We start from the raw sequence: 9,656 nt of genomic DNA on the forward strand, positions 1-9,656 counted from the left end.
AGGGGCGAAGCATTTGGAAGATAAATTATCGGTCATTGCCAAAAATAGTTCTCCAAATGCTTCGCCCGTACAGTTGTCAGTTGTCAGTTGTTAGTTGTAAAAGATATATTTCTCTCCCCTGCTCCCTGCTTCTTGCTTCTTTTTACTAAAAAATTATTCAGTAAATTTTAATTAGTATTAACTTGTGTCGTATCAACATCTGTAGTGCCATCAACGGTGTGAGCTACAGCAATTAGTTGATTAAGAATATCCTGGGTGGGAACTTGACCTTTTAGTACCACAGTGCTACCTGTTTGAGCAACCCAAATAGTGTCAATATCATCAAGGTCAGGATCTTGATCAAATGCTAATGCTACGCGCTTGGCTAAACCACTTTGGTCATATTCTCCATTTAATCCCATGCGTTCTGTCTCTGTTGTTTGTGTATCAGCATTATCGCTAGAAGTTGGATTAACTTGGGCGCTTTCCGATTGCTCTAAGCCAAACATTCTTTGTAACCAACCCATAAATACTTTGTTCCTGTCAATTTTCACTGCTGATGACAATATATGGCTTTAATTTAAAGGCTGCATCTATCTTTGAAAATAGATAACTTTTCCACAGGAACGGAATGATTGCAATTATTAAGTATAAAATAAAAATTCAGACCGACAATGCAGCGTAGTCGAAACTCGCTTTGCAGTCGTCAGTAACCCAGCCCTAAAGGGACTGAGCTTGCAAGAGTAATCAGGCAAGCTGTGCTGACCAGACCACCTTGAGCTTAGTCTCATGGTAGCCGTTATTTAAGTCACGACACCCCGGAATGCGTAGCTAGTTCCCTGCTCTGTCACTTGCAATTAAACAGTTTTAAGGTCACTGAAACAGTGTTGCAAGTCTAAAAAGCTTTTATAACTGGTCGAAGCTAACATTACCCCAGAAATGGGAGGCTCTTTGGAGCAAAACATTATGCGTACAGAGTTAGAGAATTTGAATCGGTAATTGTCCCGTTGAAAGTACATCACAATAGTACCCCGAATTTCCTAACTCCAAGGCGGTAATGAAAAAAGATTCAAAGCGGTTAAAACCGCCCGTGTCGTTTCCCTCTCAGGGCTACAGCCGCTGAGTTTCCCACTTACCGGGTATTCTTATGAGTGCCGGTCTGCGTTCATGTCATGCTCTTTTAGTCGCCGATGAAACATACGCTGTCAGTTATTGTGGAAGATGAAGCGGGGGTTCTATCCCGCATTGCTAGTTTATTTGCTCGTCGGGGTTTTAATATTGAAAGCCTGGCTGTGGGACCTGCGGAACAGGAAGGAGTATCCCGAATTACGATGGTTGTTCCTGGTGATGATCGCATTATTGAGCAACTTACCAAACAACTGTATAAGTTAGTTAATGTTCTCAAAGTGCAGGACATTACAGAAATTCCTTGTGTAGAAAGAGAATTGATGCTTCTGAAAGTAAATGCTACTAGCAGTAATCGTTCGGAGATTATCGAATTGTCGCAGATTTTCCGAGCGCGAATTGTGGATGTGGCTGAAGATTCTTTGACTGTGGAAGTTGTGGGTGATCCTGGTAAAATGGTGGCGATTGTGCAAGTGCTACAAAAATTTGGACTGAGAGAAATCGCTCGCACAGGTAAAATTTCTCTGACTCGTGAATCGGGTGTGAATACTGAATTACTGAAGTCTTTACAAGCAAAAGTCTAGTGTAATTGCAAACGGATGATCAAGAAGTTAATCATCGAAGTTTTTCATGTAATCAAGCAGCAGATATGGTGTAATGGCTATATCTGCTGCTATTATTTTGATAATTAAGATTAAAAGTTAGGTGTTGCTAAAATTTCATCTTGCCTAAATTAAGTCAGTAATAGAAAATTGTCGCTGTTTCTCAAGGTCTTGTAAATGAAGTTTTTCTATATACATGGCTTCAGCATAATATTTATCTTTTTCTGGTTCAGCTTCAGGATCTATTTTTTCCCATTGTTCCATAAAATAACGATAGCGTTTTTCTCGAAATACTCTCTCCATACAAGCTAATGCTGCTTGAATAACATGAGGAGTTCGTAATATTTCTGTTTTATTTTTTTCATTGAGGTGAAATAGATGGGAAACTACTTCTAATTCTTCTGCTAATTCTAAATATCTATTTTGCACACTAGAAATTAAATCAACTTCATCAACTGTAAATTCTGCCATTTGTTGCCATAAAAAGCGATGATGAGAAAGACTAAATTCTAAATTACGGTTTTCTAAATCTTCAATAATTATTTGCCGCTGCTGGGAAGAATGAAGATAAATAATTAATAATAATGCCTCGGCTCGTTCTAGTAAACTGCGTTCTGTGTTAACTAAAGATAGCTTTGGGGTTTTAGTTGCGGGATTACTTGTCCGCGGATTTAGAGATTTTATCCTACCAGGTTTAATTTGAGTTAGGAGATTTTCAACTCTTAAAGGAATAAGTCGAGTATCTCCTAAACTCAATATTTCTGCACAGGAAGAAACATAATAATTAAGTGTATCACTATTAACTATATTTTGCAATAGTTTAACTATTTGTTGGGTGACTTGTTGGAAATCAGTAGCTTGTTTTAAATCTCGATTTTTAATAATATTTTGAATTTGCCAATCAAGCCAAAGTGGCGCATTTGTTAATAGTTGTTGATAATCGGCTGAGGTATGACTATGTAGATATTCATCAGCATCTTTACCATTAGGTAAATTGAGGATTTTTAATTGCACTTCCCCTGCATAAGCCAAATTAGCAATTTCACCAATTGCTCTTTCTGTGGCGTTTGTGCCGGCTTTATCAGCATCAAAATTGAGGATTAATTGTTTGGATTCTGTGTAACGTAATAATAGCCGAACTTGTTCTATACTTAATGCAGTTCCTAGGGAAGCAACGGCGTTATTAATTCCGGCTGCATGGAGAGCGATCGCATCAAAATATCCCTCAACTACCACCGCTTGATCAACTTTAGAAATACCGTCTTTAGCTTCATCTAAAGCAAATAACATTTTCCCTTTACTAAATAATTCTGTTTCTGGAGAATTGAGATATTTCGGTTGTTCCTCCGTTAAAGTTCTGCCACCAAAAGCAATGACTCTACCTTGAATATCTCGAATAGGAATCATTAAGCGATCACGAAATACATCATAATATCCACCCCCTTCTTTCCGGGGTTTAATTAATCCCGCTTGTTCTACTAATTGCACGGGATAATGTTTACTTTCTACCAAATAACGGTAAAGAGTTTCCCAACCAGCAGGAGCATAACCTAAACCAAATTGTTGAATTGTTCCCTGTTTAAATTGACGAGTTTGTTCTAAATACTCTAATGCTTTTTGTCCTTGAGACTGTCTTAAAGTGTGTTGATAAAATTGAGCAGCAGTAGCAAGAACCGTATATAATTGATCACGTAAAGATATTTGCCGTTGTAATTCTTGTCTTTGTTCAGGTTCTAAAGTTTTAACCGGGACTTGATAACGTTTTGCTAAATCTAGTACCACGTCTGCAAATTGACGTTTTCCCAAGTCCATGACAAACTTAATCGCATTACCCGCTGCTTGACAGCCAAAGCAATAATACATTTGCTTATTAGGACTAACGCTAAAACTGGGGCTTTTCTCATCATGAAAAGGACATAACCCCAAAAAATCTTTACCTCGTTTTCGCAAAACTACATACTCCGAAACCACATCAACAATATCAGCTCTGAGTTTTACTTCTTCGATAGTGTCTGGATGTAAGCGGGGAATTTGCATGAGAGGTAAACAGTGAGAAGTGATATCTATTATATAGCAGGATTCACATCCAAAAATAGGGATAAAGCATGAGCTAAACCCCTACACCTATTCCCTATTCCCTATTCCCTATTCCCTATGGCACTACATATCAGATGCACCAGTAGCAATTAAACGTCTGAATAAGGCTGCTGACCATCCTGTTTCTTTGAGTACCGCAAATTATGTGCTATTTATTTTCAATATTTTGTTGTAAGTAAGTAAAAAAACTATTTGCCAGGATAGCAGCTTGTGTGCGATCGCGTAAACTTAGTCTATTTAAGATATTGGTAACATGATTTTTAACTGTACCCTCAGAAATATACAATTTTTGGGCAATTTCTCGATTATTATCACCAATAGCAATTAACCGCAAAACTTCTTTTTCTCTAGGGGTGAGTTCTGCTAAGTTCGCTGGTACAGCTAATACTGGTTGTGAATTAGCCGGAAATTGAGTGACTAGTTTTTTGACTATTCCTGGTCCGAATTGGGAATATCCTTTGTCAACTGCACGAATGGCGACTGCTAACTCTTCTGAGGGTGTATCTTTAAGTAAATAACCCATTGCGCCATTTTGTAATCCTGCTTTCACATATTCATCATCATCAAAAGTTGTTAAAATAAGAATTTTGCTGTGAGGAAAATGGTGATTAATTTCTTTGGTAGCAGCAACTCCATCTATGATAGGCATTCTGATATCCATTAAAATTACGTCAGGTTTTAATTTTTCAACTAGATTAATTGCGATTTGACCATTTTCAGCTTCCCCGACAATTTCTATATCTGCTTCTAATTCTAATAAGGCTCTTAAACCTTGACGAATTAAACTTTGATCATCTACAAGTAAGACTTTAATCATTTTTGTTGGTAATTGGTAATTGGTAATTGGTAATTGGTAATTGGAAAAAATATTCTCCCCTGCTATAAACAAGGGATATCAACTATAATTTGACAACCATGATTATGACTGCTATGAATATGAAATTCACCTCCTAATGCCAACGTGCGATCGCGCATACTTTGTAAACCAAATCCAGTAGTATTTTGCTCTAAATCAAAACCTCTGCCATTATCCTGAATTGTTAACTTCACAGTTTCTAATGTTGTTGTTAATTCTAGTTGAACTTCTGTGGCTTGGGCATATTTAGAAATATTAGTTAATGATTCTTGAATAACTCGATAAATAGGAGTGCTGACTTCCATAGACAATGGAGAAATAATGGATATTTGACAACTGGGTAAAATGCCAGTAGAACGCTGAAAATCTGCCGCAAGATTCTGAATTGCCTGTTCTAACGATTGTTCTTGTAAAGGATGGGATCTCATGGTAGAAACCGATTGACGGACATCTTGTAAGGCTTTTGAACCGAGTTCTTTGGCAGTGGCTAAAAACGTCATTGCTCTAGGTATATCATGTTTTGATAACTTTAAAGCAGTTTCTAATTGAAGATTTAAAGCCGTCAGAGAATGTCCTAAAGAATCATGAATTTCTCTAGCAATGCGGTTGCGTTCTTCCAAAGTTGCCTGACTTTCAATTTTCAAAGCATATTGACGGAGTTTTTCATTTGCAGCTTGGAGTTTATCTCGACTTTGCCGTTCAGATAAAACAGTATTCATTAATACTAAAACAAATACTAGACTTAAACCAAATAAAACTGCTAAACTAAAACTAAAAAACCAAAATCTTTCTTGGGCTATTGGTGAAAATCGTCCAGGAGGCATCCTTTGTCTGAGGGTAAGTAAAAATAAAATAAATGAGGAAAAAGTAACTGCTAATCTTCCTGGTAGTGGAAAAATTAAACAACTGCGAGTTACCAAAATTAGATAGAGAAAGGGAAAAAGCCTCGCACTTCTACCACCAAAAAAGCCAGTAATTAAAATTAATATAACTTCAATAGTCGTATAAATAACTTTATTGATTTTATTGTAAGTAGGCAATCTTAAACCCATTAAACCGAAAAATGTCAAACTGCAAATTGTCAGTTCTGGATACATGACAGAAAAGCGCGGTGAAGGAGATGGCATTAATGCCATTAACGCTGAAAATCCTAATAGTAGCCATTCTAAATAAAGTAGAAATCGAAAAGGATGATTATTAAATTGAATAGGACGATTCATAAAAAATTGATAATTGAAAAAATGGCAGCCTAACCTAGATTTAATATATTTGTATCATGATTCAAGTTCAATAGGATGAGAGGAAGACATTGAAATGCTAATTTCATGACTAAAGTCATGGGTGTAGACGTGACTTTTGCCTCATATCATTACTGGGCGTTAATCTATATGATAGGAACTATAGAAAGCCAACATAACCAAACATAACCAAAAGGTATTTATGAAACTGAAGACATTATCACTGATTGCTGGTACTCTGGCTTTAACTTTAATCGCAACTCCATTTGCAGTTCAAGCGGAACAAAATCCATCCTCACCTCAACCTGGTAAAGAATGGCAAAAAAAGGGTCAATTTCAGAAGTTGAATTTGACACCTGAACAAAAAGCTAAAATGAAGGAAATCGGCCGCAGTACCCGCGCTCAAATTGAAGCTGTTTTGACTCCCGAACAAAAGACCAAATTACAAGCTGCAATGGCTGAACGTAAGGCTCAACATCAAGCGCAACGTCAACAAGGACAAGGAGAACGTGGTAAAAAAGGTGATATTTTTGCTTCTTTGAACTTAACTGAAACACAGAAAAATCAAATTAAACAAATTAGAGAGTCATCAAAACAACAAATGCAAGCTGTGTTAACTCCGGAACAGCAAGCACAAATGAAGCAAATGCGAGAAAATATGCGTTCTCGTCGTCAACAAGATAAACCTCAATAATTCTTGACTATTCAAATAAGATTAATAAATTAGGGGTGGGCTTAAAATCTCATCCCATTTTTGTATATAGGCAAACTTTAGAGAGGGCGTTACAATTTGTTAACGCCCCTTTTTTGGATCATTTCTGGACGATCATATTCATATCCCAAGTATACAAACCGATTTGGTTAGGAACTCTCACAAAGCGGCCTGTGCGATGACCCCTAGATAGTTCATTGAGAACCTTATTTTTGACCTCTCTGACTTCTTCAGCATCTAAATGTCCATAAATACCATTGACTATCTCATTCACATTGAAAATTTGTCCGGCATTTTGTTCTAGAAATAAGGTCAGAGCATCAATTAAAAATTGACCATCAAATTGTGCCAACATCGGGACTACTTTCATCTGGGGTCTGGTGAAATGTTTGTTGGTTTTGGTGGATTTAATACTTCTAGATATTCCCTTACCTTGAATTGGTCCTAGTGAATTTAAATCTAGGGTATAGCAACCAGGTTCATTGGGAATTGCTGACCAATAACCACTTTCTCTCCCTTGAGTTAGAGATGATTGGACTCTACCTTTAACGACTTTAAAGATAGTAGACTCTAAATTACCGTAGAGCGATCGCACAATAAAATCTATGTGACAGACAGTTCCGACATATTCCCGCAATAGCTTTTTAAGTGCTTCCATGCGAGTCATATTTTCATACTGAGCCACCATGGGAACGTCTTCCCCTTTACCAACATAGTGACGACGTTGACAGGAAAAATTGCCTGAGTTGCTAACTTCAGAAAGGGAATGATCAACCTTGAAAGAGTCTGATTTAGGAATTTCTGACTCTAGAGAATCCAAATATTCTACACGAGAACTCTGATTAGAAGACAACAACAACAGTGAATCTTCTTCAGCAACCCCAACCTGTTCGTTGTCATGAGGATAAGACCAAGTAGACAACAAAGATTCTACATTATCTAATTGCGATCGCGCCTCTATAAATAGACGTTGGTACTCTTGTGCGAGACTCCCATAGTAATCTCGTAATTCCAACAATGGCGTAATAAACACATCGGGTGGTGCTTGTAATTGTCCTGGAGAATTCATAGTAATTCACTCAACCTAAATCTATATTGCTGGTGTAAGTCATGGCTCTAGGTTTGCTCGGTGTCGATACCTGGAGTGATTTTTTAGGAGGTTGGGGAGGACGACAACATTCACAATATAAAGGGCGAGTTCCGAAAGTTTCTCGTTTTGTAGCCTGATTACATTCTTTACAGACAAAGTTGAAAACTCGCGTATGAATCTGCCTTTTGTGCGCTCGGACAGTATATTCTCTAACATCAATTACTTTGGTTGCCATAATTAATAATTGCCAGTCTTAATCCTCTTTATATAGCTATTCAAGCAAATGAAACTGTATCAGTGTGTGTTTTCATAGAAGTTTTCTAAAAAATTAAAAAATCCTATCTAACTCAGAGATACAAACTGCTATTTCCGATATCTTAACAGTGACTGGGATATATTGCTCATCCCTTACATAAAAGGATGAAAAGGAATATAGGTTAAACTTGTTGCCCTCAAGACTTGTGAATATAAGAATGCTTTTTTAGCATCTATCTTGAGAATTAACTATATAGGGCCTGCTAAATAAAGCTAAAACCATTTATTAATAAGGGTTTCGCGGATTTTTATCACAAAAAAGTGCAAGGTTTTGGCTGATGGTGTCTCAAAATAGGTGCATTTTTCTTTGTCGGATTTGGAAAATTGAGGATATCCAGATAGTTGAAACTGTTCCCAGTTAAGAGTTCCCTGCCTTCACAGACAACTTATTCAGCAAACCCTATATAAGTAGGTGAACACAATAAAACCAAACTGTGTAAAGAAACGTAAAATCGCTGAAAACTTCTTTACTCTTGCCTCTTGCCTATTGCCTATTGCCTTGCTATAACGACAATTTTCAACGCCAACCTACTTAATTGAAAACATATTTTTAGGCATATTTTTAAACCTGAACCATTGATAATAAATTATGATCTCGCCTACTAGTAACAAAAAAATGAAGGATGAAGTAATTATAAAATCCCTCACCCTTCCTGATCTAGCCTAATCAAAGGCAACTAACTAAAGACGAACCTTCACAGCTTTGTGTTTTTCCGATTCGGCTTTAGGAATAGTTAGATAGAGAATTCCATCCTTATATTCTGCCGCTACCTTCTCATTATCCACAACAGCAGGCAAGGCAATTACCCGTTGGAACTTACCATAACGGAATTCCGAGCGAGTCAAACCTTCTGCTTCCGTTGTTGTTTCCGACTTCCGCTCACCGCTAATAGAAACCGATTCAGGAGTGACTTCGACATCCAGATCCTTTGCGTCCAAACCTGGTATTTCTACTTTCAACTTCAAATCACTATCAGTTTCTGCAATCTCAGCCGGAGGAATGAAAGTTAACCCCACCCTTTCAACTGCATCAGGTGGTAATAATTGTTCAAACAAGCGATCCATTTGCTGCCGGATAATACCCATTTCAGGGAATGGTTCCCAGCGTTCTATTTCCCGCAACGGATTCCAACGTACAAGTGTCATAACTATCTCCTCAAAAATTCACTATTGGACTTTCTGATTTGGTGAGACTAAATCTTCAGCTTGTGACTTGGTAAACAATAATACTACTGGCAAAATCTCTAACTTTTAACTTCTTGAAGCCTAATCTTTAGCCTCCCAATTAGATGATAGCACTAGAAAATCAATTAATTACAGTTCGGTTTTATAGATATAATCTTCGTAATAACCGTACTATTGAGCTAATAACTTCAGGTTCGTATGTTAGAATATAAGGGTGGATATTGCTACTATTTTTTAGCCAAAAATATCTTAAATATAACACTTTCAAAGGGAACAGGGAACGGGCAACTTTCTAACAGGAAAAACTCATGTTTAAAAACATGAGATTGAAATAATGACACTGTTTTTTTCGGGCTACGCATCTTTTAAAAACATCCTTTTTTTGACTGAGCTTTAAACTGGTGCAAATGAGTGTTTCTTATTTGCTCCCTGTTCCCTGTTCCCTGTTCCCTGTTCC

9 protein-coding genes are annotated in these 9,656 nt (G+C 37.2%); 2 read left to right on the forward strand and 7 right to left on the reverse strand.

The window, feature by feature from the left end:
- Nucleotides 1-167: 167 nt before the first annotated feature.
- The gene (locus tag AN490_RS17780; RefSeq protein ID WP_300006156.1) at nucleotides 168-506 is read right to left on the reverse strand and encodes a BON domain-containing protein; all 339 of its coding nucleotides are present in this window, start codon (nucleotides 504-506) and stop codon (nucleotides 168-170) included.
- 663 nt (nucleotides 507-1,169) lie between these two features.
- Here AN490_RS17780 and ilvN point away from each other — a divergent pair.
- A complete protein-coding gene (gene ilvN, locus AN490_RS17785) occupies nucleotides 1,170-1,688 on the forward strand; it encodes an acetolactate synthase small subunit (RefSeq protein ID WP_300006158.1) in 519 nt (172 codons plus the stop codon).
- A 144-nt stretch (nucleotides 1,689-1,832) separates the two neighbouring features.
- Here the strand turns inward: ilvN and dnaG are convergent, their stop codons facing one another.
- From dnaG to AN490_RS17800, 3 genes are all read right to left on the reverse strand, one after another.
- Entirely contained in the window at nucleotides 1,833-3,743 is a 1,911-nt protein-coding gene (gene dnaG, locus AN490_RS17790; protein WP_300006160.1) for a DNA primase, read from the reverse strand.
- Nucleotides 3,744-3,951: 208 nt separating this feature from the next.
- Nucleotides 3,952-4,620 carry a response regulator transcription factor gene (locus AN490_RS17795; protein WP_300006162.1) on the reverse strand — a complete coding sequence of 223 codons (669 nt, stop codon included), beginning with the start codon at nucleotides 4,618-4,620 and terminating at the stop codon, nucleotides 3,952-3,954.
- Between the two features lie 62 nt (nucleotides 4,621-4,682).
- A complete protein-coding gene (locus AN490_RS17800; protein ID WP_300006164.1) occupies nucleotides 4,683-5,879 on the reverse strand; it encodes a sensor histidine kinase in 1,197 nt (398 codons plus the stop codon).
- Nucleotides 5,880-6,099: 220 nt separating this feature from the next.
- On the opposite strand from AN490_RS17800, the gene AN490_RS17805 reads away from it, so the two are divergent.
- On the forward strand, nucleotides 6,100-6,591 hold the full coding sequence (locus AN490_RS17805; RefSeq protein ID WP_300006166.1) for a P pilus assembly/Cpx signaling pathway, periplasmic inhibitor/zinc-resistance associated protein: 492 nt from the start codon (nucleotides 6,100-6,102) through the stop codon (nucleotides 6,589-6,591).
- 118 nt (nucleotides 6,592-6,709) lie between these two features.
- Here the strand turns inward: AN490_RS17805 and AN490_RS17810 are convergent, their stop codons facing one another.
- The 3 genes from AN490_RS17810 to AN490_RS17820 all read right to left on the reverse strand — a co-directional run bounded on the left by AN490_RS17810 (nucleotide 6,710) and on the right by AN490_RS17820 (nucleotide 9,160).
- Complete coding sequence (locus tag AN490_RS17810) at nucleotides 6,710-7,678, reverse strand: hypothetical protein (protein ID WP_300006168.1); 969 nt, start codon at nucleotides 7,676-7,678, stop codon at nucleotides 6,710-6,712.
- Nucleotides 7,679-7,688: 10 nt separating this feature from the next.
- Entirely contained in the window at nucleotides 7,689-7,934 is a 246-nt protein-coding gene (locus tag AN490_RS17815; RefSeq protein WP_168651280.1) for a hypothetical protein, read from the reverse strand.
- A 761-nt stretch (nucleotides 7,935-8,695) separates the two neighbouring features.
- Complete coding sequence (locus AN490_RS17820; RefSeq protein WP_015083275.1) at nucleotides 8,696-9,160, reverse strand: Hsp20/alpha crystallin family protein; 465 nt, start codon at nucleotides 9,158-9,160, stop codon at nucleotides 8,696-8,698.
- Nucleotides 9,161-9,656 lie beyond the last annotated feature (496 nt).

It is taken from the genome of Anabaena sp. AL09 (genome assembly GCF_001672255.1).
GTDB classification, from domain to species: Bacteria; Cyanobacteriota; Cyanobacteriia; order Cyanobacteriales; family Nostocaceae; genus Dolichospermum; species Dolichospermum lemmermannii.

What these genes read in the sequence shown, in the direction of transcription:
- AN490_RS17780 (WP_300006156.1), bottom strand. Translation starts at nt 506, where the DNA reads ATGGGTTGGTTACAAAGAATGTTTGGCTTAGAGCAATCGGAAAGCGCC.
- ilvN (WP_300006158.1), top strand. Translation starts at nt 1,170, where the DNA reads ATGAAACATACGCTGTCAGTTATTGTGGAAGATGAAGCGGGGGTTCTA.
- dnaG (WP_300006160.1), bottom strand. Translation starts at nt 3,743, where the DNA reads ATGCAAATTCCCCGCTTACATCCAGACACTATCGAAGAAGTAAAACTC.
- AN490_RS17795 (WP_300006162.1), bottom strand. Translation starts at nt 4,620, where the DNA reads ATGATTAAAGTCTTACTTGTAGATGATCAAAGTTTAATTCGTCAAGGT.
- AN490_RS17800 (WP_300006164.1), bottom strand. Translation starts at nt 5,879, where the DNA reads ATGAATCGTCCTATTCAATTTAATAATCATCCTTTTCGATTTCTACTT.
- AN490_RS17805 (WP_300006166.1), top strand. Translation starts at nt 6,100, where the DNA reads ATGAAACTGAAGACATTATCACTGATTGCTGGTACTCTGGCTTTAACT.
- AN490_RS17810 (WP_300006168.1), bottom strand. Translation starts at nt 7,678, where the DNA reads ATGAATTCTCCAGGACAATTACAAGCACCACCCGATGTGTTTATTACG.
- AN490_RS17815 (WP_168651280.1), bottom strand. Translation starts at nt 7,934, where the DNA reads ATGGCAACCAAAGTAATTGATGTTAGAGAATATACTGTCCGAGCGCAC.
- AN490_RS17820 (WP_015083275.1), bottom strand. Translation starts at nt 9,160, where the DNA reads ATGACACTTGTACGTTGGAATCCGTTGCGGGAAATAGAACGCTGGGAA.